This is a genomic window from Nocardia sp. NPDC059195 (assembly GCF_042754695.1).
In the GTDB taxonomy this organism is placed as follows: domain Bacteria; phylum Actinomycetota; class Actinomycetes; order Mycobacteriales; family Mycobacteriaceae; genus Nocardia.
This window is the reverse complement of record NZ_JBHZBG010000012.1, coordinates 44689-70382: the sequence shown is the minus strand read 5'-3', so window position 1 is coordinate 70382 and position 25694 is coordinate 44689. Positions and strand designations below refer to the sequence as shown.

The window sequence follows — 25694 nt, the reverse complement described above, 5'->3', positions numbered from 1 at the left end:
CCGCTCACGTGGACTGAGGCATGCCCTGCCGCCAGTCCAGCGCATCCAGCGCGACAGCGATGTGCACACTGTTCTCCGCCAGCGGGCGAGGCAGTAACTCGTCGGCGCGGGCCAGCCTGCGCAATATCGTATTCCGGTGGGTGAACAGGCGCGCCGCAGCGCGCGTGGCGTTGCATTGCTCGTTGATGTAGATGAGTACCGATTCCCGCAGTTCGCTGTCGGCATGTTCCAGATCACCGAGGGTGTACTTGATGAAACGGTCTGCCTGAGCACCGTTTTCGGTGATCAGCGAGGTCAATTGCACCTCGCTGACGGTGACCGTGCGCCGGGTGCTGTGCGGGCGGGCGAGGATTCGGTGCGCGGCCTGTGCGTCGAGGTGACTCGTCCGGAAGCCCGCGAGGTTTCGACCGGTCGAGCCGATGGCGATACGCACGCCGGGGATATGGTCCAGCGCTTCGGTCAGTGCCGCGGTGTCGGGCGCCGTGGGGCCGGGCACCCACACCCACAGGGTGGCCGCGCTGGCGAGCAGGCTCAGCGCCGTCGCCGCACCGGCGGCTTGTGCGAGGGCTCTGGTCACCCGATGCGGTTCCTCGAGTTCGGCACCGGGGATGTCACTCCAGGCGATAGCAGCGGTATGGGTGGTGTCGAGCCGGTATCCGAGGCGGGTCGCCGCGCGTTCGATATTGATCGGCTCGCCCTCGAGAATCAGCGAAATCGTTTCCCGGCGTTCGGCATACGAGCCGCGGGCGAGCTCGTCGCGCACCTCACCGATGACCTCGGTGATCGCCTCGACAGTGCCGTCGACGAATCCGGCGATCGATGCGGCGGTGACCTCGAAGACCTCTTGCAGCTCGAACGGGTCGGGCGTCAGGATGAAGACGATGGTCATCCACCGCCGCCATGCGACATCTCGACCGACCCGATAGGCCTAGTTCGTCGAGCCACTCCTCCGGCGCGTTCATCGCGATCTCGGCACCTCGGCGGATCACCTCACGCGCGCGGTCGGACAGGCGCCGATCGAACAGACCATCACCAGAGTGCACCACCTGATTATGCAACCTTCGATCTGCGTCCACTCACGCATGCCGAGTTGCCTGGCCGGCCGTCGTGAGCTTGCTCGCTGCGACCTGCGTACCCGGTACGCATCGGGCACGATGGTGATCATGGACCTCCGCATCTTCACCGAGCCCCAGCAGGGCGCCGACTACGACACCTTGCTGTCGGTGGCGCGCGCCACCGAGGAGCTCGACTTCGACGCGTTCTTCCGTTCCGACCACTACCTCGCCATGGGCGATGCCTCGGGCCTGCCCGGCCCGACCGACGCCTGGATCACCCTGGCCGGGCTGGCCAGGGACACCTCCCGGATCCGGCTGGGCACCCTGGTCACCGCCGCCACCTTCCGGATGCCGGGACCACTGGCCATCCAGGTCGCCCAGGTGGATCAGATGTCGGGCGGGCGGGTCGAACTCGGCCTCGGCAGCGGCTGGTTCGCCGCCGAACACGCGGCGTACGGAATCCCGTTCCCGGACAACCGTTTCGGTCTGCTCGAGGAGCAGCTGGCCATCGTCACCGGGCTGTGGGAGACCAAGCCGGGAGCCACGTTCAGCTTCGACGGCGCCCACTATCAGCTCACCGACTCCCCCGCCCTGCCCAAGCCGGTGCAGGATCCGGTGCCGGTGATCATCGGCGGCAACGGCAAGGTCCGCACCCCGCGCCTGGCGGCCCGCTATGCCACCGAGTTCAACATGCCGTTCGCCTCGGTCGCCGACAGCGCCGCCCAGTTCGACCGGGTGCGCGCCGCGGTGCGCACGGCCGGGCGCACCGATGAACTGGTGTACTCCAACGCCCTGGTCGCCTGCGTCGGGCGCACCGACGCCGAGGTGGCGCGCCGGGCCGCCGCGATCGGCCGCGAGGTCGACGAGCTGAAGACCAACGGCCTGGCCGGTTCACCCGCCGAGGTCGTCGACAAGATCGCCCACTATCGCGAGATCGGTGCCAGCCGGATCTACCTACAGATCCTCGATCTCGCCGACCTCGACCACCTGGAACTCATCGCCGCCGAGGTGCAATCGCAGCTCTGAGATCAAGGGGCCGGGGTGGGTTCGAGCCGGATCGCCACCGCACCAACGGCTTCACTCACCGCCGGCAGATGGCACCGTAAGGCAGAAAGGGTGCCCCGAGGGGTCCAGAAGCACCCGCCACCTATCCGGAGCGGGCTGAAAGGCAGCCTTGACCGCGCCCAGGTCGATCGCCGCCACCTCCGCGCTATCGAGGTCTGTCACAAACAGATCGAGATGCATCTGCTTGGGCACCTGATTCCCCGGCCAGTCCGGCGGTATATGGTCCGCTACCTGCTCGATCGTCAGTGTCACTCCCGCGCCGCGAAGCACCACCAGCTCATCGGATTCGTACCGAATCTCGAAATCGAGCAACGCTCTATAGAACTGCCCGAGATGCCGCGGATCCCGGCTGTCGAGCGAAACCGCCCCGAATCTGGCAATCGCAGGCATACTCCCCCGAACTCACGGCCTCGACCCTGCGCCGAGCGGCCCCAGTTACCCACCACATTTACCACGACCGGTTCCAGTGCGCCTCACGTCCACGGGAAGCCAGCGGCCCTCAGCCAGCGTGCAGGACGAAGAACAGGAAGCAAAGGAACCTCATGCCGGTGCTCTCGTCGAATACGTTCGAGCAGGTGGGCGCCGATCCCCTTGTGGTGTAGGACGCTTCGCACGGCACTGCGTAGACCGCCGGCTCGCAAGGTGGCTCTCTGAGGGCGGCTATGACGTGGTGTCGTGATGGTCGTAGGGAGTCGTCAGGATTCCCTTGCGTTTCGCGGCCGCACGCGAAGTCAGCACATTGAGACGCCAGAAGCGGTCGCCTTTGGCGGCACGCCTTCGCAATCGCGCACTGCGGAACGGAAGTTTGTCGAACAGCCTGTTCACCCGAACGTTGGCGACGACCAGCAGGCCGATGAGCCGTACCCACCCGGCGATCGGGATGTCCCGCGCGGGCGTCGTCGCGACGAGGGCACGCACGGCGGGTTCACCGCCGAAGTAGGCCATCATGGCGAGTAGCGGGCCGGTGACGGCGCGGCCTTTCAGCGTGAGGTTCCCGTCCTCATCGGACAGGCTCGCCGCGGCGGCCTCCGACATCGCGGCGGTCGCCTCGGTGGGGCCGCCGGTGTAGGGCAGGTAGTAGTTCAGCAGTTCGATGCCGTCGGCCGCGGTGGTCGGAATGACTTCCTCGGCGACGCCGAACACGTAGGCGATATGTGCCCAATAGACCATCGCGTCATCGAGATCGGCCTGTGCGTGCTCGCGGCCGTGGGCCAGGTCGACGAGCATCGGCAGGATGCCGAACGAGATGGCGCCCATCAGCATCGCGGTGCACGAGATCGGGCAGCCGTTGCGCTCGAAACTCTCCTCGCCCCAGGTTCGGCGCAGTCCAGCGCGAACCTGCGAGTGCATCAGCCGAACCTTGACGGTGTCGGTGAAGAACGGCGAGTGCCGGTCCATCGCGCTCTCGCGGGTGACATTCCAGAACCAGGTGTAGCTCTCGAACATCCGTCGCTGATAGTCGTTGATGAACCGTCGCGTCGCACCGGTCGCGGTCGAGACGTCATTGCCGACGAAGGTGGCCAGCGCGTCCATCACCGCCATGCCCGCCTTACCGGCGAACGAGGCGTTGATCCAGACCTGACGTCCCCGTTCCCAGCGTTGCGGATCGTGCCAGGCCGGCGGATTGTCGAGGCTCGCGAACAGGCGAACGAGCTCCGCCGGTGCGTCGGGCACCGTCTCGATCCCGTGATCCAACGCGTGCTCGAGCATTCGCCTGCCCTCGGCCATGCCGATCCGGCGAAAAGCGAGCACCACCTCGTCCATGAGTTCGTCGCCCTGCCATTGATGATCGGCGACCACGCCGACCAACGGTCCCGGTGCCGACAGTCGCGCAGGCGCGACCATCGGCTCGACGAAACCGCGCCGCGCGCAATCCCACAGCTCACGATTGCCGGTTGAACGTTGCGGCCACGGCCGTAGTGCCATCCCCGGCCGGTAGTAGTAGTCGAACGCGTGGGACGCGCCGCCGGTGTCACCGGCCGACTTCGACGTTGAAGCTGACATGGCTCGACTCCACTCACCGGCGCTGCGCATCCGCCGACGCAGCAATGCCTTTCGAGGCTATAGCCGAAAATTGCTCCGCTTCAACTCGGTTATTGACATCGACTGCGAGCGGTGATGCACTGCCTACATGGCCAGGTCAGCACGTTATCGTCCAGTTCAGCGGCGCTCTCGAGCCACGATCGACAACATTCTGGACGCGACTGCTCGGCTTTTGGTCCGTCATGGGTACCAAGGATTGACGACGAATCACATCGCAGCGGAAGCCGATATCGGCATCGGTACCGTTTACCGCTACTTCGCCGACTAGAACGAATTGCTGGCCGCGCTCCGCGACCGCGCCAGCGCCGAGATGACCCAGGAATTGATCAAGGCGATCGGTGCCTCGTTGTCGTTCGAACCGGCAGTCGCGGTCCGGCAACTCTTCGTCTGCCTGGTGGATGCGCTCGAACGCGATCGGGCCATCATCAGCGCGCTCGCCAGCGAAGTGCCGATGGGCCTGCAGAGCAACATCCTGCCCGCGGTGGAAGGACAGATCGCCCAGTTCTGCCGACTCTTCATCGCCCATCGCCGCCCCGATCTGCCGGACACCGAGGTGGAGGAATACGTGTATATCGGTATGACACTGGCATTTTCGGCCGCGCTGCGCATCGCGGTGGAACGAGAACCGCAGATGGACCGGCAACGCCTCATCGACCGCGCAGCGGACGTGTTGACGGTGTGGATCGAATCGACGGCCGCGGCTACCGCGTAGGGCGTACTCGGCCAGGTCAGTGCTGGTCGGCCAGCTGGTGCTCGTAGGCGAAGGCGGCGGCCGCGGTTCGCGAGGTCACCTCGATCTTGACGAAGATGTTGGACAGGTGCCGGGCGATCGTCTTCTCGCTGAGGAACAGCGCGGTCGCGATCTCGTGGTTGGTCTTGCCGACGGCGACCAGGCGCAGAACCTCGACTTCCCTGGCACTCAGGCCGCGGGGTAGCGGAGTCGGCGCCAGTGCGGCGATCTCCCGGCACGCGGGGCGAGCACCGAGAGTCGTCAACGTGCGACGCGCTGTGTCCAGTTCGCCTGCGGCCGAGTCATTGTCGCCCAGCACCCGCAACGCACGGCCGATCAGTGCCGCGCAGCGCGCGCCCTCGTACGGCGCGTCGAGGGTGTGCCACAGTCGGGCCGCTCGGCGCAGTTCGGGAATAGCCTCGGCGGGGCGATCACCCACGAGGGCGACGTGGCCCGCGGCGTAATCGGCCATAGCGAGCAGGGCTTCGCAACCGAATGCGGCAGCAAGGGTGGATAATTCGGCGTCGAGCTCGACCGCGCGATCGAAGTTCTCGGCGGCCACCATGATTTCCACGGCCGCGGGCAGCAGCTGGCTGCGGTGCACCGGATCGCGAGGCTCGGCCAGCAGTCGGTCCATGGCGGCGACGGCCGCCGAGGTCCGTCCCCTGGCCAGCCACAGCAGCGCCAGCTCCGGTTGCGGTTCGTACCCGTAGCCGATCGCCGCGTCGTAGGCGGACTGCGCGGCGTCGAAGTCGCCGCGAATGTGGAGCACCTTGCCCCGCTCGGCCGACGCGAAGCCCGCCGCCGACGTGGTTCCCGCGGCGACGTATCGGCGGATGGCTCGGGTGAATTCCTCGATGGCCTCGTCGAACGCGCCGTGCAGTCGCATGATCTGGCCGCGGTGTACCGCGCATTGGCCGGTGAACGGAACCAGTCCGGGTTGGGCATCACACCAGTTCGTCAGCGCGATCGTCCATTCCGCGGCCCGGCCCAAGTCCGAGGCCTCCTGACAGCCCTCGATCATCGTGCAATAGACCTGACCGGCGAAGATCGGCGACACGGCACCGACCGCGATACCGACCATCGCTTCGTCGAACAGTGCGAGCCCCTGCCGGACATCACCGGTGTACAGCGAGATCCGGCCCTGCGCCGCCAGTCCCATCGCGATCAGGTCCGGATCATCGTATCGATGTCCGTAGCCGACGATCTCGACGGCTCGCTGGGACGCCGACGAGAACTCGGCGGCCATCACGTGCCTCATCATCTCGTGGATCAGCAGGTAGCCACGCTCCACCACGTCCTCGGGAATATCGGCGAGCAGGCGTTGGCCCCTGGCCACCCAGCCGCCGCCCACCGCGGTTTCCCCGTTGCTGATGAGAACCAAGGCCAGCCAGAACGAGCACCGAACAGCAGCCGGGGTGTCACCCGCGGTCACGTTCAGCTGAAAGGCCCGCTGCAATGCTTGGATGCAATCGTTGTCGCGGCCGGTCAGGTACGCGGCGGTGGCGAGGCGGGCGAAGTCGTCGGCTTCCAGGGCCGCGTCGTCGAGCTCAGCCGGCGCGAGGCCCGACAGACTCTCGTACGCCGCCACCCATTCACGACGTTCGTAGGCTTTGCGGGCCCGAAGCAAGATGTCGACCACACCCATGCAGATCACCTATCAGTGAGCCTACGCGTCTGCCGGGCGCGGTCATCACATCCGTGCTGTCCACATCGCCCACGCGATCGGCACAAGGGCCATCAGCGCCGCCGCCGACTGCACACCGAATTGCACGACACCGATCGGCACCGATCGCGAGACAGCCAGCACAACGAAAGCGACAACCACGACCGCGGTCAGCCGGGAGCCCAGTACGGCGGTGCGTCTGATCGCCGCCGCGAAACCGAGCATGCCCAGCGCGAACGACAGTCCGCCGGTCATCAGAACGGCGACGAACCAGGGGTTGATCACGGACTGAGCGGCCGAGGGGTCCGCACCGATCTCGTGTGCCGCCAGAGCCGCGAACTCCATCCCCGCCAGCATGGCGTAGGCCGTGCCTGCGACCACGACGAGGCCGAGGCCGGCGGCGCTGAGCCGCTGATCGCCTGCTTCCCGCAGGCGCGCCCGGATCGCCACGAATGCGAGGATGAGCACCGCCGACGCGACGGCGGCAGCCACGTGCGCCAGACCCCATCGCGTCGGATCGTGCGCGACGTGGTCGGCGATCGCGGCGGTGTCGGGCAACCGGCCCGGTATGGGCGGATGCCACAGCAATGCCGCGGTCATCAGCACCGGGGCCGAGCCGACAACTACTGCCAGCGTTCTTTCGGTTTTCATGGCGCCACCGCTTCTTTCGCTCTCGTATTCGTCCGCGCCGCGATCCTGCGTGCCACGTACTGGGCATCTCGGCCGACGCCGGGCCACAGCATGGAGCTGAACGCGTATTGGAAGCTGAGCCCGCAGAAGAACAGGCCGGGCGCCTCGTCGACCACGCCGCGGTACTCCCGCGGCCAGCCGTCCTCACCGATCACCGGAACCTGGATCCAGTCGAAGACCTGCTCGAAGCCGGTGCACCAGACGATGTTGCGCACGTCGAGCACGGTGCCGTCGGCCAGCACCGGCGACCCGTCGACCACCCCGGTGACCCGGGAGGTCTCGCGCCGAACCTGCCGCGCGGCCAGGTCCGCGCGTTTGACCCGGAGCATCGGACCGCCGTGGAAGCGGATCTCGCGCATCGCCTGTCGCCCGATCGGCGTTCGCCGGGTGATCACATGCCTGGCCAGGAAGACCAACACCGGCATGACGAAGCGCGTAGCGCGGGACTCGAGCCGGATCGGCAGCTGGCCGCAGTCACGACCACTGAGGATCGTCGGCTGGACCGCGGCCACCTCGTAGGCGATGTCGGTGCCCGAGTGCGAGGCACCTACCACCAGCACCGTTCCCGATTGCAGCTGACTCGGGCGCCGGTATCGGCTCGAGTGCAGTTGCCGGATACCCGGGTCGAGGTCGGCCGCGAAATCCGGCACGAACGGGGTGCGCCCGAAGGTCCCGGTGGCGACGACGACGTTGTCACAGGTGATGGTGTCGTCGCCGACGCGCGCCGCGTATCCCCCGCCCGTGCGCGCGGTCAATCGATCGACCCGCGTACTCATCCGCACCGGCAGGTCCCACTGCAAGGCGTAGGTTTCGAGATACTCGGCTACCTCGTCCTTGCCCGGATAACTCCACCGGTCCTCGGCGGGAAACGGCAATCCGGGTAGCGAATCGTATTTCGCCGGTGTGTAGAGGCGCAGTGTGTCCCATTGCCGACGCCAGTTGTCGCCGACTCGCTCGTTCCCGTCGACGATCAGAACGGGTCGTCCGCTCCGCCGCAGCTGAAATCCGCAGGAAAGACCGGCCTGACCGGCCCCGATGATCAGCGTTTCGATGTGTTGAGTAGTCATGAACCAACGCTAGGAGGCCCCCGTCCACGCCCGCGTCGGTCGAATCACCCATTTACCTCAACGGTGCGTGGGTAGCCTGGCGTACTCGGCGATCACCTCGGCGGTGGGGCACCGGGCTCGCCGTCCGGCTTCGTGTCGGCAGACCCGATTCTGCGGGGCATCGCCCTCGGCCGGGCACGCCTGGGCGAACCATCCGCACCGGCGCGTTTCCGGCGTGACGCACCGAGGTCGATGACATTGCGTTCATGTTCGGCGTCCCCGTCGGGCTGCGCCGCGGTATGCATCAGCCACGCACCCGTTTCACCCTGCAATTCCGCTCGGGTCACTGGGCGGGTCGGCGCCGGATCGTCGACCTGCTCCGGCAACCAAGGGTTATGCCGAGCTTCGCCTACCTCCTCGCGACCTCGCCGCGGCGGCCTCGGCAGCCGAACGATGTTGGACGCCCCACCCTGCGCCGCACCGGAATCACCCTCGGCGGCCTTTGTCGCTTCCCACTTCCGACGCAGCCGTTCCACCGCGTCGTAATGACCTCCACCAGGCCCCATCCCGGCTTCCTGATCCGACATCGAACTAACCGCGGACAGGGGTCGCGGCACGCATCAGTCCCACAGCAGCCAACACCCCACACTTCGTCTCAGGTCTCTCGCTCACCTTCACATTCTGCATCAAGCCCCCATCAGCCGTCTTCGGCCCCGTCCCCAAGGTCTCGACAGTGCCCCGCTCAGCGGTCGAGTCACGACGATTTCTCCCAGTCGGACATCCAGCTCGAGTTGTCGCGGCGCGCCATTGCAGCCGACCACCGACGCGTGCGGCGATGTCGGCCAGAGCATCACCTGGCCATACCTTTTGGTAGGTTCAACTATACGGCTGAGTATGGCTTTGCCGCCCGCGAGCCCGAGAGGAGACGACCATGACCGAAGAGCCAGGGAGCACCCGGCCGACGGCACCGGTGTCCAAGCGCAAAGCGGCGGCCGCGCGCGGTTCGGCGCGCAGGCTCGGCGTCGAGGACTGGACCGACGCGGCGCTGGGGGTGCTGCTGCGCGAGGGCGTCGCCGCCATCACCATCGCCAAGGTATGCGATGAGCTCGGCGTTACCAAAGGCAGCTTCTACTGGCATTTCGACGGTATCGACCAGCTGCTCGAGACCACCGCGCAGTTCTGGTGCGCCGATCACAACGACGCGGCCCGCGGGTTCCAGGACCTCGACGAACTGCCGGTGCAGGAGCGCTTGGCCCGGATGGGCGCCTTGCTCACCGGGGAGCGGGTCTGGCAGGTCGAGCTCGCGGTCCGCGACTGGGCGCGCACGAATGCCAAGGTGGCCGAGGCGGTGAAGGCACTGGATCAGCGGATCTTCCACACCCTGTCGAAGACTCTGATCGATCGGGGATTCTCCGCGGAGCAGGCGGAGATGCGTGCCGGCCTGATGTGTTTCGCCGGGATCGGCTTCGTGCACGGGAACCAGAATCTGCCCGTGCCGACCGAGGATCAGCGCCGCGAGTTCTTCCGATTCATCACCAGCACCGAGCCGCCCACGTGATCCGCGTACCGACCTGCGGTGCATCGCAGGTCGGTACGCCGAGCGCAGTTCCCCGACCTCAGTGGTCAGGTCAGCGCGACCAGTTCGTGCAGCGTTGTCCCGCTGCGCCGCTCCGTAGCGCCGTCGGTGTGCACGGTCAGGTCGAAGGTCGACTCGAAACGGAAGTAGCCCGGGTGGCCGACCAGCCGGTGCACCAGGGGTTTGACCAGGCGGGAACGCACGACCGGTAGATCGTCGAGCAGGTCGTGGGCGTGGATGACCCGGTCGACGTCCAGGCGCAGTTCGAGTTTGCTCGGCACCTGCAGTTCGATCCATTCGGGGTAGGTCCGGCCCGCGGTGGTGTCGAAGCGCGCGGGCCCCTCGGTGATGACCGTCTCGCCGGTGGACAGCACGATATCGGAGTGGTGAGCGAGCATCAGGGGGCTGATCTCGTGTCCGCCCCGGCGCTGCTGGGTCAGTACCGAGGCGAACAGCAGCGAGTAGTCCTCCACGTACAGCCTGCCCCAGTGCCAGCGCTCGATGATCTTCTTCATGTCGCCGACGCCCCAGTTGTGGTCGTGATACCCACGTCCGGTGACTTCGTGTCGCACCCCGTCGAGCTCGATCGCACCGGTCACCCCGGCACGCGGCGCGGCGACCATCCAGCCGAAGGAATCCTTACTGCCGAAACGGGTTTCGCCCTTGCCTGGCATCCAGCTGGGGACCTCGTTGTGGAACTGCAGGTCGAAGACCAGGCCGTCCTCGGCCATCCGCAGGTGGTGGGTCGGCAGGCCGTCCTCGCGGAACTCGGTGCGCGCGGTGTTGGCACCGACGCGCACATCACAGGCCTCGGTCGAGAACGAGGTCGCCGAGTGCGGATAACGCCGCGACACCTGGCGGCGGGTGCCGTCGGGGGCGTAGACCATCATCTCCACCCAGGGCCGGGCCAACGGCAGGTCCTCCGGTCGACGTTTGGTCAGGAAGCCGATCACCACGTGGCCGGTGTCGAGGTGCGCGTCGAAGTACCAGTGCTCGAAGGCGAGTTTGCTCGGCGAGGGGTGTAATCCGTTGTGGCGCGGCAAGACCGGCGTCAGGTCGCCGTCGCGACGTCCCGGCCCGTTCCATACTTCGACGATGTCTGCGGTAGTCATGGCTGCTTTCGGTGGGTTCATCGGCGCAGGGCACCGCTGGCGTCGAAGGCCGCTTCGCGACCTTGCATCTGGGCGCGATACCAGTTCTCGCGATGCACGAGCATCAGCTTCTCGTGCGCCCGCGCGAACGGCGGGCAGATCCGGCGCACGATCTCCATCGCGGTGATCAGTGGAAAGCGCAGGATCGGAATGAGGATCCACGGGAACGCGGGCGGCATGGTGTAGCGACGGCGGGTGCCGGGGGCCATGTACATCGCGGAGTACACGGAATTGATCCGGTAGTTGTATTTCTCGCGCCACCGGGCCAGGCCACGGTGGCCGTCGCGCGGAGCGAAGGCCGCCGGATAGGACTCGATCAGTTCCGTACCGTGCTGCCCGGCGTCGTAAGACCGCGAGGCGATGGTCATCGCCAGCACCCGCAGTCCGTCGAGGACCGTCTCCGGATACCAGCGCAGCCGCACGCCGAGCAGGTGGCCCATGTACTTCTGAAAGTGCAGCAGCGCACGGATTTCCGATGGCGTCGTCTGATAACCCAGCGCCCAGAGGCCGAGGCCGGGCGTCACGCTGCCTGCCAACAGAGTCAGCATCTGGTAGGTCTGGCTGATCGGCAGCCCCCAGCGTTCGTTGTCCCATTCGGGGTGGCCCGCGACCTTCGCGCGCACCGAGACATGCATGACCCGCACCTTCAGCGCGGTGGCCCGGCCCGCCGAACCGGGGGTGAGCAGCGCGTCACGGGCGGAGACATCGATCCAGAAGCGGGTGGTCTCCAGGAACCGGCGCAGGGCGCTGTCGCCCGCGTAGCCGCCCGCCAGTGACAGCGGCGTCGCGACCGCGGCCTCGGTGTACATCTCGAGCGTTTCGGCGCCGGCGAAGCTGAACAGCATGGTGCCCCAGCGCCGCCAGATGGCCGCGCCCTGCTCGACCAGTTCGGGCACCACCCAGTCGGGCACTGTCTCGAACTCGGCGAACAAGGCGCGCATGGATTCCGGGGCGTCCGGCACCGCATCGATGCCCTGTGCCAGCGCCGTGTCCAGCATCTTGCGCCCGGCTTTCGCCCCGATCTCGCCGTGCATCACCTCGGCGACGAACCGTTCGGCTACCGGGTCACCGGTGAACAGGTCCTCGCACAGCGCTCTCGCCTGCTCGTCGCTGGGAAACAGCCGCTGCCTGGTCACGGTCGCGAAGACGCGCTCGAGCCGGCGCACCAGCGGGGTGTCGCGCGCTTCCCAATAGCGAAAGGCGGTGGGGCACTTCACCGGCGGCCCGGAGCGGATGTGCTCGAGCTGACGTTCGACGGCATCGACCACTGTCGGCCTCCTGATGTGACATCCACTCGCTGACTGCGATCACAGCGACCATACTATTCCGAACAGTGTTCCGTACCCGAAAGTACGGAACTGTCACGGCACGATGCGATATTTCAGCATCATGTCGTGGTCCTCGTGGTCGAGCAGGTGGCAGTGCCATACGTATCCGCGCAGGTCATCGTGCTGATCACCGGCATGGTCGAGCACGCGGTGACCGGTATGGGTTTCCGCGCCCGCGCGTTCGGTCGCGACCCGGCGCGGGAACGGTGCGTCCGGGTCGAAGCCGAGTTCCGCCGCGGTCGGGAACCGCACGATGATGCTGGTGACGGTGCCGCCGTCGACGCGCACGATGTCCTTGTGGCCTGCTTCCCACGCCTGCGGCGGCACCATCGGACCCGCCAGGAATCCCTCGGCCGACGGCACCCATTTCTGCCCGACGGGCGGCTGCGGATGGGCCAGCTGATAGTCGACGGTGCGCAGCGGCGTCCGGCCGAGAATGCGAAAGGTGACCAGGTGCAGGTGGATCGGGTGCGGATCGGGCGTGATGTTGATGATGTTCCACTGCTCGACGGTGCCCTGGCGCGGCATCTCGATATCGGGACTGCTGAAGGTGAGATTGTTCAGCGACATGATCGCGGGTGGCACGCGCAGCTCGTAGGGCTGGCTGACGGTGACATTGCGGATCACCGTCGGTGTTTCGATCGGCGGCAGCAGCGGCGGCAGCCCGGCCTCGCCGCGCAACCGGGCAGGCACGCCGTCCGCGAAGCCCGGCCGGTCCTGGACCCGGAACTGACAGAACCGCGGCATCGCGACCTCGCCGAGGATCGCGGCCTGGAAGACCGGCGCCTCGTCGTTGCACAGTTCGACGGTCTCGCCCGGGGCCAGTTCGGCGAAGTCCACCAGCAGATCCACCCGTTCACCCGGCGCCAACCGCAGCTCGTGGGCGGCGACCGGCGCATCGAGCAGGCCGTGATCGTTGCCGATCACCCAGAACCGCATCCGGTTGCCGAAGAACAGATTCCACACACTGAACGACGCCGCGTTGAGCACACGGAAGCGGTAGAGGCCACGCGCGACCGGTAGATACGGCCAGATCTTGCCATTGACTACGCCGGTATCGCCGACGGCTCCACCTTCCCAGCCGCCTTCGGGTACCACCGGTGTCGACCGGACCGACTGGTGCCCGTCGGCGGTGAACAGCTTCTCCTGCAGGACCAGCGGCACCTCGAACTCGCCGGCGGGCAGACCCAGCGGGTTACCGGGTGCGCCGGTGTCGAAATCGTCGCGGAGCAGCAGCATTCCGGCCAGTCCGGCGTAGACGTTCACGCGGGTGATGCCCATGGCGTGGTCGTGATACCAGAGGTGGCCGGTGTCCTGCGCCAGCGGGAAGTCATGGTCGATGTCACCGCCGGGATACACGAGTTGCTCCGGGTGCCCGTCGCTGTCGGGTGGCGTCACCCCGCCGTGCAGATGCAGCGACGACGGCGGTGCGGTGCGGAAGCTCTCGGCGACGCCGTGCAGGCTGGTGTCCATGTCGGCGGCCAGCGGGTGGGTGGTCATCCTGTTCGCGAAGCGCAGGCGCAGTGGGGCACCCGCCGGATGCTCGATGGTCGGGCCCAGGTAGCTCATCCCGTTGTAGCCCAGTGAGGGCGATTCCGGCAGATCACGGTGGAACCGGTGGGTGGTGGTCTCGGCGAGGAGTTCGAGCCGGTCACCTCGCACCACGGGCAGGCGCGGCAGCTCGTCGACGAACGGCTCGACCGCCGGGGAGTGGAACAGCAGCGGACTTCGGATTCCCGGTGGCGTGGTGGGGGCCGCCGCGGCTTGCGATTCCCACAGCATCGCGCCGAGCAGACCCGCTCCGGCCGCACGCAGGAACTGGCGGCGTTCGATCGGATGTTCCATGTTCGAGCCCTTCCCGGGCTGCATCGTCGCAGGCACCGCGGCAGCGACCATACCACCGAGTACAGTACCCAGTACTTCGCTGGATGGCACCGGGTGCAACCTTGCGGGACATGCCGATATCCACTGCGCGCGAGGAGGACCCAGCGACCCGTTCGTCCGAGGGATTCCGCGGGTCGGCGCCGGGCGTACGATCAGCGGACAACATGAGGCGGGGGCTTCCAGCGCGAGGTGATGTCGCATGTTCGATACCGATGTTCTGATCGTCGGCGCAGGTCCGGTGGGGTCGGCGGCCGCCGTGGGAGTGGTCCGGCGCGGCGTGCGGTGCCGGATCATCGACGCGCTGTCGGATCCGCCGCAGTACGCGAAAGCGGTCGGCATCCAGCCCCGCACGCTGGAATTGTTCGAGGCGATGGGCATCCTGCGGGAGGTTCTCGACGCCGGGATCCTGTTGCGTGGTCAGATCGTGTACATCAACGGCGTCGAGGCCGGCCGAATGGATCTGACGCTGCCACCCGAGATTCCGTTCGGGTTCCTCGGACTCCCCCAGTACGAGACCGAGCGGATCCTGCACCAGCATCTGGAGTCGCTGGGCACGCGCGTCGAGCGCGGGGTCCGGCTCGTCCGGTTCACCCAGGACGAGAACGGCGTCGATGCGGTGCTCGCCGGACCCGAGGGTGAGCACACGGTGCGGGCACGGTATCTGGTGGGCTGCGACGGCGCGCACAGCACCGTCCGCAAGACGCTGGGCCTGACGTTCGAGGGGGCGGCCTTCGCGGAGCAATACATGCTCGCCGATGTCGAACTCGACTGGTCACAGCCGCACGGCTACAACGTGCGGTCGATGCACCAGACGAACGGCGTCACCGACGACGTGCTCGTGTGCGTCCCGCTGCCCGGCCACCACCGCTACCGGGTGTCGATGCGGGTTCCCCCGGAACTCGAGACCGACACCTCCGTCGGCGGCGACAAGGTCGAACACGGGCTCGGCACCGGGCCCGGCCCGCGACTGGCCGATATCCAGGCGGTGCTCGACCGGCTGGCGCCCGAACCGGTGACCGCTTCGCATGTGCGCTGGTCCTCGGTCTTCCGGATCAGCCATCGCATCGTCGACTCCTACGGGCGGGGACGGGTTTTCGTCGCGGGCGATGCCGCCCACATCCACCCGCCCACCGGTGCCCAGGGCATGAATACCGGCATCCAGGACGCCGACAACCTCGCGTGGAAGCTCGCGCTGGCCGTCGCGGAGGTGGCCGCGCCGTCGTTGCTGGCCAGCTACGACGCCGAACGCAGGCCGGTCGGCGAGGACGTGGTCGGTCGCACCGTCCGCGATGCCCGCGAGGGGATCGGCGCAGGCGAATCTGACCCCGAACGCGTCCTGCTCCGCGAGGCCCAGCTCCTGATCGACTACCGCGACAGCCCCATCGTCACCGAATCCCCCACCGGCGCACCGTCTCCCACGGCCGGCAGCCGCGCTCCCGACGCGATCGGGCTGACCAGGGACGGCGTGAGGTCCCCTTTCCGCCTCTTCCCTCTCCTCGCCGGCCCCGGCCACACTCTGCTCTGCTACGTCGACAACACCTGTGACACAGCCACTCTCGCCGACCTGGAACGCCACGTCGGCCTGCTCCGGAAACTGACCGACGACCACCTCGACAGCTACCTCGTCGCGAGCCCGGAGGCCACCGTCGGCCCGACGACCCTCCCGGTCATCCGCGACAGCGACGGTGACTTCGCCCGGCGATACCACTGCGCCCCCGGCGCGGCCTACCTCGTCCGTCCCGACGGCTACCTCGGCTATGCCGCCTCCCCTGCCTCCCCTGACGACCTCATCCGTCATGTCGAGTCGACCTTCGCCCCGGCACCCGAAAGCGTCCTGGGGACAGCCTGACCCGCGCCTCGACGCCACCACAACGTCGCGCCCGAACGGTTCGAAATCACCGGGTGCGGGTTGCGGGCGCAATACAGTGGCCGGATGCGTGGACGATATCGAATCCTGCTGCAGGCGACCGCAACAGCCGCCGCAGCGCTGGTGCTGCCCGCCGTCCCGACTGCGGCCGCCGACCCGATCCCTCACCCCGACGGCTGCGCGGAGGTCCGGGTCGTCACCGTTCGTGGCACCCTCGAACCGCAGTCCGGCAGCCTGCTGCTCACTCCGCTGGGCGGGCGGATCGCCCAGGAATTCGGTCGCCGCACCACGGTGACCGAACTCGAATATCCGGCCTCGATGAACCCGGACAGCGCCGTGCGCGGTGTGGAGAACCTGACCGCGCTGCTGAACGCGTCCGCCGCCGCTTGCCCTGACCAGCGGCTGGTGCTCCTCGGCTACTCGCAAGGCGCGCGCGTGATCGGCAACACCCTCGATGCGCGAACAGCGTTGACCGAACAGGCGGCCGCGCGCATCGACGCCATCGCCCTGTTCGGCAGCCCGCTGTTCAACGGCGCGGAACCCTACAACCGCGGCAGCTTCGATCCCGCCCTGTCCGGCACCGGTCCACTGCGCCTCGGCGCGCTCACGGAATTCGCCGACCGCCTGCGCGACTACTGCCACGCCGGTGACCGCGTCTGCCAGGGCGGCGACCCGGCCGCCGGGTTCCGAAATGCGCTGAGCTACGGCCATATCGCGTACTTCTTCAACGACAGTCGTGACCAAGCCACGGCATTCGTCCGCGAACAGCTCGGCTGATTCCCGCCGGAGTCACCGGCTCGGCGGCGACGACGACGAATGGACCTGATCGAGCCGACCGTGATAGGAGAGTTGTCATGTCGTCGTCATCGTCCGTTCTCCGGGATTCCGGCTCGCCTATGCCTCAGCGGAGCATGCCGATGGGGAGTTCGGGGCTGTGACCGGTGTGAACGCCGATTCGACGCACTCGACCGAGCAGCCGCGCCTCACCACCGCCACGCGAGCCGGTCGCGGGTCGCAGTACCGCGTCGATCTGGACGGCTTGCGGGGGCTCGCGATCGCGTTGGTCGTGGTCTTTCACGTGTGGTTCGGTCGTGTTTCCGGCGGTGTGGACGTCTTCCTGGTGCTGTCGGGGTTCTTCTTCACGGGCTTGCTGCTGCGCCGGGCAGAGTCCCCGGAACCGTTCTGGGCGTGGTCGGTCGTGCGCCGCACTGCCCGACGCCTCGTCCCCGCCATGGCGGTCGTGCTGGCCGCCGTCGTCGCCTCGACGGTGTTGTTACTGCCGTACACGCAATGGTCGACAGCGGCAGCGCAGGTTCTGGCGTCGCTGTTCTACTACCAGAACTGGCAGCTCGCCCTGACGTGGTCGGACTACCTGGCCGCCGATCCTTCGGTCAGCCCACTGCAACATCTGTGGTCGATGTCGGTGCAGGGGCAGTTCTACCTGGCCGCATTGCTGGCGGTCGCCGTTACCGCCTGGTTGTGCGCTTGGCTCTCGCGACCGGGTCGGGTTCGCCCGGCCATCGGCGGGGTCGTGGTCGCGGTGTCGGTGGCCTCGTTCTGCTACGCCGCCTACGGCACCGCGACGAATCAGGGATGGAACTACTACGACAGCTTCGCCCGCGGGTGGGAGTTGCTGATCGGCGCCGGGCTCGCGGTCGTCGCACCGTCTCTGGTGCCGTGGCGCCAACTGCGCGTCGCGCTGTCGGTGTTCGGTGTGCTCGGCGTGGTGCTGTGCGGGTGGCTCATCATCGACGGCGCCAACCGGTTCCCCGGGCCCGCGGCCCTGCTGCCTGTCTTCGCGACAGCGGCTGTCATCCTTTCGGCGACGCACCTGCTGTTCGACGACTGGCCGCTGCCCAACCGGCTACTGGCTCATCCGGCCATGCGGTGGCTCGGCGATATCGCCTACCCCCTGTACCTGTGGCATTGGCCCATCCTGATCTTCTTTCTCGCCGAACGCGGAAACACCAACGCCGGGCTGGTGGGCGGCATCGCGGTGATCGGGCTGTCGGTTGTGCTGGCCTGGCTGACGCACCGCTGGATCGAAGAGCCACTGCGCCAGCGCACTACGCGCGCCGACGATCTCGGTCACCCACGATCTCGTCACCTGGCCGCGTCCGCGGTCGGGGTGTTGCTGGTGGCGACCGTCACCGTCACCACCGGCTGGCAGTTCGCTGTTGTCAGCGTCAATCCACCGGTCGCCGTCGGCGAACTCGACCCGGCGAAGTACCCGGGTGCCGAAGCGTTGGCCTCCGGCGCTGTGACACCGGACGAGCCGATGCGACCCTCCGTCTTCGAAGCACCCACCGAAGTCCCCCCGCCCACGGCGGACGGGTGTATCGCGGACTGGGACACCAGCGACATCGTCACCTGCACCTATGGTGACCCGGATGCCGATCGGACACTGGCGCTGGTCGGCAGCTCCCATGCCGAGCATTGGCTGCCCGCGCTCCAGGTGCTGGCCGCCGAAAACCCGTTCCGCATCCAGGTGTATCTGAAGATGGGTTGCCCGCTCACACTTGCCGAGGACGCCATGTACAAGGGCGAGCCCATCCCGGATTGCCGGGACTGGTCGGCCGACGTGATCGACCGCCTCGACGCCGACCGCCCCGACTGGGTGTTCACCACCGGTACCCGTCCCCGCGACGAGGGTGGCGACGAGACGCCCGCCGACTATCTCGACGTATGGGCAGCGCTGTCCGACCGCGGTCTCAATGTGGTCGCCATCCGTGACACGCCATGGCTGCGCCGCGGAACCGTCCGATACAAGGCCACCGACTGTTTGGCGGGCGGCGGGAACCGCAGCAGCTGCGGCATGCGCCGCGAGGACGCGCTCGACCCGATCAACCCAGGACTGGAACCGGCCTCCGCGTTTCCCAGCGTCTTCCCGATCGACCTGACGGACGCGGTCTGCGAACCCACGCTGTGCGCGGTGGCGGAGGGCAACATCCTGATCTATCACGACGAACACCACCTCACCGCGAGCTACTCCCGATCCCTGGCCGGAGCACTCGGGCGGGAGCTGCAACCGATACTCGGGTGGTGGTGAGGCTGCTTCGCGTCACCTTCGGCAGACGGTTGGCGCGGTACGGTGCAGGTCCGAGAGGCGATCACGAGGAGGTCTGCCGGTGGCACGTGGCCGAATGCGTCGCTGTGTCACTCTCGTGATGCTTGCGGTACTCACCCTCGGTCTCGGTTATCGCGCCGCTGAGCTGTCCGTACCGGCAGAGACGATCGCCGCGGAGGCCGCGGCGATGCCACCGACCCCGATGCGCATCACCTACGGGGATTCACCGGAGACTTTCGGCGACCTCTATCTGCCACCGACATCGAATACCCGTCTGCCCGTGGTGGTTGTGATCCACGGCGGCGGATGGGCGCAGAACCGGACCCTCGCGCAGTTCGACGCCCATGCCCGTGCGCTGACCGGCGACGGCGTCGCGGTGTGGAACATCGAATACCGCCGAGTGAACGGCGGCGGTGGGTGGCCGGTCACGCTCACCGATGTCGCCGCTGCCGTCGACGCGCTGGCCGAAATCGTCGCACCACGCCTCGGTAACCTTCTCGACCTACAGCGGGTGCACCTTGCCGGGCACTCGGCCGGTGGTCACCTCGCCGCCTGGGCCGCCGGACACCGATCGGCCGAAGCACCGAAGCATCCCGCCATTCGCATCCGCAGCCTCACCCTCATGGCCGCGGTACTCGACCTGGATCTGGCTGTCACCGAAGGCCGTGACTCGTTCGTCCCGAAACTCCTCGGCGGTACACCCACGGAGGTACCCGACCGGTATCGGTACGCCTCCCCCATCCACCACCTCCCGCCGGACGGCACCCACATCACCGCGATACACGGCGAAAACGACCGAGTCGTGGCACCGATCCAGAGCCACCGCTACGTCGAAGCCGTCACGCGCGCGGGCGGCATCGCCGACGTACAAATCCTGCGCGGTACCGGGCACGGTGAATTCGCCGACGCCGCGTCTGCGGCCTGGAACTCGGCGCGCAGCACCATCATCGGCTACGTCGGCACCATCAGCTGAGGCTCGCCACTGTCTCCGCTGGTGTGGATCCGATTCCTCTGTGACGGTCACCGCATACCGCAGCATCCAGCAAATCCGTAGCATCGACCTGGAGGCAACAGACACAGTCGCGTTTCAAATGGGAGTGAGCAGCGGTGAGCACCACCCGCGCCGACCTGGCGCATCGTTTGGACCTGCTCTACTCCGCTGCCGGGGCACCGCCGTTGAAGGCGGTCAGCGCCCGGGCAACCCGGGAGATCCGGGCGCGCAATCCGCGTGGTCGCGAGGTCAGCGTGCAGCGGATTTCGGACTGGCGGCTCGGCAAGAGCGTGCCCGCGAAGTTCGACGGCCTCTCGGCGGTGCTGAGTGTGCTCATTCCCCCGGCGCGACTGCACCGGCCCGAACCCGAGCTGCCCGGTTTGTACTCGATGACCGCGTGGCGGAAGCTGTGGTCACGCGCGCAGCAGGAACCTTCCGGCAACCGGCCGACGATATCGACGATCTGTCCGTATCCGGGGCTGGCCGCGCTGACCATCAGCGACGCGGAGTACTTCGCGGGCCGCGACAGCCAGGTCGAGGCGATGCAGACGTGGTTCGCCGAGAACCTCGGCACCGGTGATCCACTGGTGCTCGTCGGCGACTCGGGTGTCGGGAAGTCGTCGCTGCTGCAGGCTGGGTTCGCCGCCCGAATCCGCGACGAGTTCGACGTACTGCTGGTGACACCGTCCTCGGTACCCGGCGACGACCTCGAATCCTGGGCGCACGAGCGAGCCGCCGAGAAACCCTATGTGCTGGCCGTTGACCAGTGCGAGGAACTGTTCCTGCCGCCCTTCGACGACCAGGCCGCCGACCGGTACCTGGACGTTCTCCGCGACATGTCCGTCCCCGGACCCGTGCGGCCAGGCCGATGCGCCGGTGTGATCATGGCACTGCGCGCCGACTTCTACACACACGCTTCTCGGCACCCGGCGTTGGCGACGCTGCTCGAGACCAACCAGATGGTGCTCGGCCCGCCGACCGCGCAGGCCTTGACCGCGGCCATCGTGGAACCGGCGAAGACACAGGGACTCAGCATCGGCGACGGGCTCGTGGAGTTGATGCTGGCCGACCTCGGCATCCGCGGCAGCACCACCGTGATCCGGGCGGGGACGTTCCCCCTGCTCGCCCACGCCCTGCGCAGTACCTGGCAGTTCCGCGACGCCGAGGTGATGTCGGTGCGGGCCTACGAACAGGCGGGCGGAGTGCGTGGTGCGATCGCCGCCAGCGCCGAGCAGCAGTGGGAGTCGTTCGGTCCCCAGGAACGCGACACCACACGAACTATCCTGTTGCACTTGGTCACCCCGGTGGCGGACGGGACGTCGGTGGGTCGACACGTCGATCGCGACACCCTCGTGCGTCGCTGCGGCGATCCGGAATCGGCCGCCCTGGTCCTGAACGCACTGGCCGAGGCCAGGATCATCACCCAGGACGCCTACGGCACCTCGCTGGCCCACGACGCGGTGATCGGGGCCTGGCCACGGCTGGCCGAATGGGTCGACGAAGACCGCGAGGACGCGATCATCAGGCATCGGCTCCAGACCGATGTCGAGGAATGGGCGGACGCGGGCAAAGACCCGGCCCTGCTCTACCAGGGCGGTCGCCTGACGGTGGCGAGCGAGTTGCGCACCCGCACACCCCATGCCCTGTCGGCACAGGGCAACGAATTCCTCGACGCGTCCGCGGCCGGGCGGCGACGGCAAGTGCTGGCCAAACGGGTGCTGGCACTCGTGCTGGTGATCGCGGCGCTGGTGACCTCGGTGCTCGCGGTGGTGTCGACGCGCCAGAGCCAACGTGCCGAACGCGAACGCGCCGACGCGCAGTACGCGGCGCTCGTCGCGGCGTCCCAGCGCGACCGGGCCGTGGATTCGACCGAATCGGCCCAGCTCGCGGTGGTCTCGGAGGCGGAGCGGCCGGGCGATGCGCACGCACGCGGCCTGCTGCTCGCCTCCCAGTCGTCGCCGCTGGCAGCGACCGTCCCCGCGCACGAGGGCGCGATCTACACGTCCGCGCAGTCGGGCACCGGCATCGTGGCCTCGGCCGGCTACGACAACACGGTCCGGCTGTGGCGCCGCAGCGCCGAACACGGGCTCGTTCCCCTCGGTGCGCCTTTGCGTACCGCGTCGTGGGTCGCCTCGGTGGCCTTCGCGCCCGACGATCGCACGGTGTACGCGACCGGGGCCGCCGGCCTGGTGCACCGCTGGAACCTCACCGATGTCGAACATCCGGTCGCGCTGCCCGATCTCGACCTCGGTCACCGCGGCACCGCCTACGCGGTGGCGATCCGGCCGGACGGCCGGTGGCTGGCAACGGCAGGTGACGACCGCACGGTCCGCCTCCACGATCTGTCGACCGGAACCACCCGAGTACTGACCGGACACGGCGGCTCGGTCCGCACCGTGGCCTTCACACCGGACGGCAACACGCTGATCAGCGGGAGCGACGACCGCACCGCACGGATATGGGAGACCACCGATCCGGACCGCGCGCACCAACTCGGCGACCCACTGACCGGGCAAGCGCTGGCCATCCACGCTGTCGCCGTCAGCCCGGATGGGACGATGCTGGCCACCGGCAGCGACGATCAGACCTTTCGGCTGTGGTCGCTGCGCGAGCGCGACCACGTCGTAGCGACGAGCGCGCCGATCGAGGCGCACACCGCCGCGGTGTGGTCGCTGGCCTTCTCCCCCGACAGCCGCACGCTGGCCACCGCGGCCCGCGACGGCACCGCCGAACTGTGGAGCGTCACCGACGTCGGCAACCCCGTGGGGGTCGGACAGTCGCTGAACGGCAGCCGTGGACCGCTGGCGACAGTGACCTTCCTCGACGATTCCGCGGTCCTCACCGGCGGGCAGGCAGGCAATCTGCAGGTCTGGACCCTGTCTGCGGCCGTGGTCACCGGCCACACCAGACTGGTGCAGGCGCCGAGCTACGACGCGTCCGGCCTGTTGATGGCCACCGGATCCTGGGACGGGCAGGTGCTGCTCTGGGACACCACCGGATCGACGCCACAGCTGCTGTCGACGGTGCTGCCGCTCGACGACGATGTACGGGTGGAGAACGTCGCCCTCGCCCCGGACGGGCGGACGCTGGCCGTGACCTTCCTCGACACCGGTGATGTGGTCCTGTTCGACACCACGCGCCCCACCGCTCCCACCGCGCTGACCACCTTGTCGATCCCCCGGGCCAGATACGCCCACGCACTGGCGTTCGCGCCGGATTCCAGACGCCTGGTCACCGCCTACGACGACACCAGCATGCAGGTCTGGGACCTCACCGATCGCGCACGCCCGGTGGCAGGCCCCACGCCGTTGACCGGACCGACAGGCTGGGTGAACGCCGCCCTGTTCAGCCCTGACGGATCCACGTTGTTCGCGGCATCGGCCGATAGGCGGGTACACCGCTGGGCGCTCAACGGTGGTGCCGGTACCTCCACGGCGGTCGCCGAGAGCGGCGGACCGGTGAACGCCTTGTCGATCAGCGCCGATGGCACGTTGCTCGCCACCGCCGGGGACGACCAGATCGTGCGCGTCCTGCACATCGCCGGAGATCGGGTCGACACCATCGCCGAGTTGAGCGGACACACGAGCACGATCCGCTCGGTGAGCTTCGACCCGACCTCGCAGCTGCTGGCCAGCGGTGCCGACGATCAGACGGTCCGGCTCTGGTCGGTGGCCGATCCGACAGCACCGAACCCCATCGGTGGTTCCCTCGCCCCGACCGGCATCGTCCGATGGCGGGTGGCCTTCAATCCACGCGGCATGCTCGGCGCCGGCGGGGAGAACGCGGTGCTGCGCTGGTGGAGCACCGACGCGGTGGCGGCGGCGCGGCGAGTCTGCACGGCAAGTCGCGGCACCGTCCTCGACGCGGAACTGCCGCAGTGGAGCAACGAGTTCAGCGACGCCTGCGCGCCCTGATTCCGAGCCCGATCGTCCGCCTGAACACCGGTGTTCCATCCGGAACGGAATGCTTGTTTACCGCCTCCTACCTGCGAAAACACCGTGCCCATCTGGTCATCGGACCGACTCGGGATGCCACTGTGGTGTTGCGCCGATCCACGGTGCATCTCCACCAGAAACACGAAGCAAAGGATCAACCATCATGCTTTCCGGACTCACTCAGTTCTTCAACGACATCTACGCATTCGGCGGCGACTTCTTCAGCATCGCCATCAACCTGGGCCTCTGAGGAATCCGGTTCGTCCGAGCCCGCATGTCGAGTTTCATCCTCGGCATGCGGGCTCGTCTCATGCCCGCACTCCGCGACGCTCGGCGACCCCCGCGCGGTCAGAGGATGGGGATGTCCGGAGGAATCTGGAGCGCGATGTAGATGAGGGTGTGCACGCGAGTCGCGATGACCCCGAGCAGGCCCTGCATCGCTTCCGGGGCAGACTCGGCCACAGCCTGGAAGGACTTCAGGTCGTCGTCGATGCGCTCGAGGATCGGCCCCACGTCCGCGGTACGCGAGGCGAAAGCGGTCGCGATCTCCTCCAGCGGGATGCCCTGGGCTTCCAAACTTTTGATGAGCTGGATCCGCTCGGTGTCTGCCGGATCGTAGAGCCTGAAATTCCCGGTGGTGCGTTCGGCCGGGTTCAGCAGGCCGAGGCTGGTGTAGTAGTCGACTGTTCGAGTCGAGACCTCGGCGCGGTTGGCCAGGTCACCGATCCGGATCGGCGCTTCGGTCATCTCGGCGCCCTCTTTCCACGCTGCCGTTCACCTGGTCATGGCGTCCATCAGCGTAACTGTTGTGGTTCGGTGCGGCAGCACAGCCTTCATGACTCGGTTCGGGTGGCGGCAACGAGATCGGCGACGACGACAGTGACGTTGTCCGGTCCCCCACCTGCCAGAGCAAGGTCGATCAGCTGGTCGGCGCACGCGTCGACGGTGCGTGCGCCGGCCATGGTCGTTTCGATCTGCTCGGGTCCGACCACATCCGACAATCCATCCGAACACAGCAGAAACCGATCGCCGATCTCGGCGTTTCCATTTACGAGGGCAGGGGTCACCGCCGCACCGGTCAACGCGCGCATGATCAACGAACGTCGCGGATGCGTTCGCGCCTGCTCGGCGGTGATGTGGCCGGCGTCCACCAGGGACTGGACGAAGGTGTCGTCGTGGGTGAGCTGCGACAGGTGACTGCCACGCAGCCGGTAGGCACGGGAGTCGCCGACATGTACGAGCCCGAAGGCGGTGCCGTCGAACAAGATCGCGGTGAGTGTGGTGCCCATACCCGCCGTCTCCGGATTGCGGGTGGCATGCTCAGCTATCGCCGTGTTGCCTTCCAGCACCGCATGTTCCAGCCGTAGCAGGAGATCACCGTCACCCGTTTGTTCGAGCGGTGCCAGTGCGGCGATCATCAACGCTGAAGCGACTTCGCCTGCCGAGTGACCGCCCATCCCGTCGGCGAGTGCGAGCACCCTCGCCCCCGCGTGGAAGCTGTCCTCGTTCGCCGCGCGGACCAGCCCACGATGGCTGCGCTGCGCACAGACCAATCGGGATGTCACGGCGACACCTTCGTTGCCCATCGCAAGTCGACACC

General features: G+C 67.7%; 19 protein-coding genes and 1 pseudogene. 9 read left to right on the top strand and 11 right to left on the bottom strand.

The window, feature by feature from the left end; all coding sequences use genetic code 11:
* Positions 1–4: 4 nt before the first annotated feature.
* Positions 5–889: a PucR family transcriptional regulator gene (locus ACFXKN_RS17445; RefSeq protein ID WP_378951405.1), complete on the bottom strand. Its 885-nt coding sequence runs from the start codon at positions 887–889 to the stop codon at positions 5–7.
* A 274-nt stretch (positions 890–1163) separates the two neighbouring features.
* On the opposite strand from ACFXKN_RS17445, the gene ACFXKN_RS17440 reads away from it, so the two are divergent.
* A complete protein-coding gene (locus ACFXKN_RS17440; protein WP_378951408.1) occupies positions 1164–2081 on the top strand; it encodes an LLM class F420-dependent oxidoreductase in 918 nt (305 codons plus the stop codon).
* Positions 2082–2132: 51 nt separating this feature from the next.
* On the opposite strand, the gene ACFXKN_RS17435 is transcribed toward ACFXKN_RS17440, so the two are convergent.
* Positions 2133–2510, bottom strand: a complete 378-nt coding sequence (locus ACFXKN_RS17435; RefSeq protein WP_378951413.1) for a VOC family protein — start codon at positions 2508–2510, stop codon at positions 2133–2135.
* A 270-nt stretch (positions 2511–2780) separates the two neighbouring features.
* On the bottom strand, positions 2781–4124 hold the full coding sequence (locus ACFXKN_RS17430) for an oxygenase MpaB family protein (RefSeq protein WP_379433364.1): 1344 nt from the start codon (positions 4122–4124) through the stop codon (positions 2781–2783).
* 127 nt (positions 4125–4251) lie between these two features.
* On the opposite strand from ACFXKN_RS17430, the gene ACFXKN_RS17425 reads away from it, so the two are divergent.
* Together ACFXKN_RS17425 and ACFXKN_RS17420 are read left to right on the top strand one after the other, a co-directional pair.
* Positions 4252–4431: a helix-turn-helix domain-containing protein gene (locus ACFXKN_RS17425; protein WP_379433363.1), complete on the top strand. Its 180-nt coding sequence runs from the start codon at positions 4252–4254 to the stop codon at positions 4429–4431.
* A 6-nt stretch (positions 4432–4437) separates the two neighbouring features.
* A complete protein-coding gene (locus ACFXKN_RS17420; RefSeq protein ID WP_379433362.1) occupies positions 4438–4875 on the top strand; it encodes a hypothetical protein in 438 nt (145 codons plus the stop codon).
* A gap of 16 nt (positions 4876–4891) precedes the next feature.
* Here ACFXKN_RS17420 and ACFXKN_RS17415 read toward each other — a convergent pair whose 3' ends face one another.
* From ACFXKN_RS17415 to ACFXKN_RS17405, 3 genes are read right to left on the bottom strand one after another with little or no spacing between them, the layout of a single operon-like run.
* Positions 4892–6541 carry a LuxR C-terminal-related transcriptional regulator gene (locus ACFXKN_RS17415; protein ID WP_379433361.1) on the bottom strand — a complete coding sequence of 550 codons (1650 nt, stop codon included), beginning with the start codon at positions 6539–6541 and terminating at the stop codon, positions 4892–4894.
* A gap of 45 nt (positions 6542–6586) precedes the next feature.
* On the bottom strand, positions 6587–7210 hold the full coding sequence (locus ACFXKN_RS17410; protein ID WP_378951425.1) for a hypothetical protein: 624 nt from the start codon (positions 7208–7210) through the stop codon (positions 6587–6589).
* Complete coding sequence (locus tag ACFXKN_RS17405) at positions 7207–8316, bottom strand: flavin-containing monooxygenase (RefSeq protein ID WP_379433360.1); 1110 nt, start codon at positions 8314–8316, stop codon at positions 7207–7209. The genes ACFXKN_RS17410 and ACFXKN_RS17405 overlap by 4 nt, the downstream gene beginning before the upstream one ends.
* A gap of 910 nt (positions 8317–9226) precedes the next feature.
* Here ACFXKN_RS17405 and ACFXKN_RS17400 point away from each other — a divergent pair.
* The gene (locus ACFXKN_RS17400; protein WP_378951431.1) at positions 9227–9853 is read left to right on the top strand and encodes a TetR/AcrR family transcriptional regulator; all 627 of its coding nucleotides are present in this window, start codon (positions 9227–9229) and stop codon (positions 9851–9853) included.
* A 65-nt stretch (positions 9854–9918) separates the two neighbouring features.
* Here the strand turns inward: ACFXKN_RS17400 and ACFXKN_RS17395 are convergent, their stop codons facing one another.
* The 3 genes from ACFXKN_RS17395 to ACFXKN_RS17385 form a co-directional block, all read right to left on the bottom strand.
* Positions 9919–10983: a lipocalin-like domain-containing protein gene (locus tag ACFXKN_RS17395; protein ID WP_378951434.1), complete on the bottom strand. Its 1065-nt coding sequence runs from the start codon at positions 10981–10983 to the stop codon at positions 9919–9921.
* A gap of 17 nt (positions 10984–11000) precedes the next feature.
* Positions 11001–12290 (bottom strand): oxygenase MpaB family protein, encoded by a 1290-nt coding sequence (locus ACFXKN_RS17390; protein ID WP_379433359.1) that lies wholly within the window; start codon positions 12288–12290, stop codon positions 11001–11003.
* A 93-nt stretch (positions 12291–12383) separates the two neighbouring features.
* Positions 12384–14195: a multicopper oxidase family protein gene (locus ACFXKN_RS17385; RefSeq protein ID WP_379433358.1), complete on the bottom strand. Its 1812-nt coding sequence runs from the start codon at positions 14193–14195 to the stop codon at positions 12384–12386.
* A 238-nt stretch (positions 14196–14433) separates the two neighbouring features.
* Between ACFXKN_RS17385 and ACFXKN_RS17380 the strand changes: the two genes are divergently transcribed.
* From ACFXKN_RS17380 to ACFXKN_RS17360, 5 genes are all read left to right on the top strand, one after another.
* A complete protein-coding gene (locus tag ACFXKN_RS17380; protein WP_379433357.1) occupies positions 14434–16083 on the top strand; it encodes an FAD-dependent monooxygenase in 1650 nt (549 codons plus the stop codon).
* 84 nt (positions 16084–16167) lie between these two features.
* On the top strand, positions 16168–16878 hold the full coding sequence (locus ACFXKN_RS17375; protein ID WP_378951446.1) for a cutinase family protein: 711 nt from the start codon (positions 16168–16170) through the stop codon (positions 16876–16878).
* A gap of 157 nt (positions 16879–17035) precedes the next feature.
* Entirely contained in the window at positions 17036–19150 is a 2115-nt protein-coding gene (locus tag ACFXKN_RS17370) for an acyltransferase family protein (protein ID WP_378951449.1), read from the top strand.
* Between the two features lie 79 nt (positions 19151–19229).
* Positions 19230–20141: an alpha/beta hydrolase family protein gene (locus ACFXKN_RS17365; protein WP_378951452.1), complete on the top strand. Its 912-nt coding sequence runs from the start codon at positions 19230–19232 to the stop codon at positions 20139–20141.
* A 134-nt stretch (positions 20142–20275) separates the two neighbouring features.
* Positions 20276–24073 (top strand): hypothetical protein, encoded by a 3798-nt coding sequence (locus tag ACFXKN_RS17360; RefSeq protein WP_378951455.1) that lies wholly within the window; start codon positions 20276–20278, stop codon positions 24071–24073.
* A 369-nt stretch (positions 24074–24442) separates the two neighbouring features.
* Here ACFXKN_RS17360 and ACFXKN_RS17355 read toward each other — a convergent pair whose 3' ends face one another.
* Positions 24443–24841, bottom strand: coding sequence for a MerR family transcriptional regulator (locus ACFXKN_RS17355; protein ID WP_378951458.1), 399 nt, complete (start codon positions 24839–24841; stop codon positions 24443–24445).
* A 110-nt stretch (positions 24842–24951) separates the two neighbouring features.
* Positions 24952–25659, bottom strand: a pseudogene (locus ACFXKN_RS17350) (PP2C family protein-serine/threonine phosphatase); the annotation flags it as partial.
* Positions 25660–25694 lie beyond the last annotated feature (35 nt).

Bases quoted from the DNA above. Each gene is read 5' to 3' on its own strand.
- ACFXKN_RS17410 (WP_378951425.1), bottom strand. From the start codon at position 7,210: ATGAAAACCGAAAGAACGCTGGCAGTAGTTGTCGGCTCGGCCCCGGTG.
- ACFXKN_RS17440 (WP_378951408.1), top strand. From the start codon at position 1,164: ATGGACCTCCGCATCTTCACCGAGCCCCAGCAGGGCGCCGACTACGAC.
- ACFXKN_RS17380 (WP_379433357.1), top strand. From the start codon at position 14,434: ATGTTCGATACCGATGTTCTGATCGTCGGCGCAGGTCCGGTGGGGTCG.
- ACFXKN_RS17355 (WP_378951458.1), bottom strand. From the start codon at position 24,841: ATGACCGAAGCGCCGATCCGGATCGGTGACCTGGCCAACCGCGCCGAG.
- ACFXKN_RS17405 (WP_379433360.1), bottom strand. From the start codon at position 8,316: ATGACTACTCAACACATCGAAACGCTGATCATCGGGGCCGGTCAGGCC.
- ACFXKN_RS17425 (WP_379433363.1), top strand. From the start codon at position 4,252: ATGGCCAGGTCAGCACGTTATCGTCCAGTTCAGCGGCGCTCTCGAGCC.
- ACFXKN_RS17435 (WP_378951413.1), bottom strand. From the start codon at position 2,510: ATGCCTGCGATTGCCAGATTCGGGGCGGTTTCGCTCGACAGCCGGGAT.
- ACFXKN_RS17375 (WP_378951446.1), top strand. From the start codon at position 16,168: ATGCGTGGACGATATCGAATCCTGCTGCAGGCGACCGCAACAGCCGCC.
- ACFXKN_RS17445 (WP_378951405.1), bottom strand. From the start codon at position 889: ATGACCATCGTCTTCATCCTGACGCCCGACCCGTTCGAGCTGCAAGAG.
- ACFXKN_RS17385 (WP_379433358.1), bottom strand. From the start codon at position 14,195: ATGGAACATCCGATCGAACGCCGCCAGTTCCTGCGTGCGGCCGGAGCG.
- ACFXKN_RS17430 (WP_379433364.1), bottom strand. From the start codon at position 4,124: ATGTCAGCTTCAACGTCGAAGTCGGCCGGTGACACCGGCGGCGCGTCC.
- ACFXKN_RS17400 (WP_378951431.1), top strand. From the start codon at position 9,227: ATGACCGAAGAGCCAGGGAGCACCCGGCCGACGGCACCGGTGTCCAAG.
- ACFXKN_RS17395 (WP_378951434.1), bottom strand. From the start codon at position 10,983: ATGACTACCGCAGACATCGTCGAAGTATGGAACGGGCCGGGACGTCGC.
- ACFXKN_RS17415 (WP_379433361.1), bottom strand. From the start codon at position 6,541: ATGGGTGTGGTCGACATCTTGCTTCGGGCCCGCAAAGCCTACGAACGT.